Here is a 284-nt window from a genome sequence, read left to right as displayed (position 1 = left end):
CGGCGAGCGCGCGTTGCCGCGCGAGGCGCCACGCTACCTGATCGAGCTGATGCCGACTTCGCCCGATGGCCAGTTGTACCGGATCACGGCGCGCGGGGCCGGCAGCATGCCGGGGACGCACGCCGCCCTGCAAGCCTATTACCGTAAGCGGCCCGATGGTGCGCCGGGCCGGCGCATCGGCTGGCGCGAACTCGGGAACTGGAGCGAACTGGTGACCGCGTCAGATTCCCTCGTCACGGGAAAGGAAGACCATGAAACGCGGTGACGGGTTCACGCTGGTCGAG

At 69.0% G+C, this 284-nt stretch carries 1 protein-coding gene; it reads left to right on the top strand.

Going from position 1 to position 284, the window contains the following annotated elements:
• A partial coding sequence (locus SB660_RS19945) for a pilus assembly PilX family protein (protein ID WP_410584016.1) occupies positions 1–265 on the top strand: 265 nt, incomplete at its 5' end.
• Positions 266–284 lie beyond the last annotated feature (19 nt).

This window comes from Bacillus sp. SIMBA_005 (assembly GCF_046535585.1).
Classification (GTDB): domain Bacteria; phylum Bacillota; class Bacilli; order Bacillales; family Bacillaceae; genus Bacillus; species Bacillus pumilus.
This window is presented reverse-complemented; position numbering and strand designations above follow the sequence as displayed.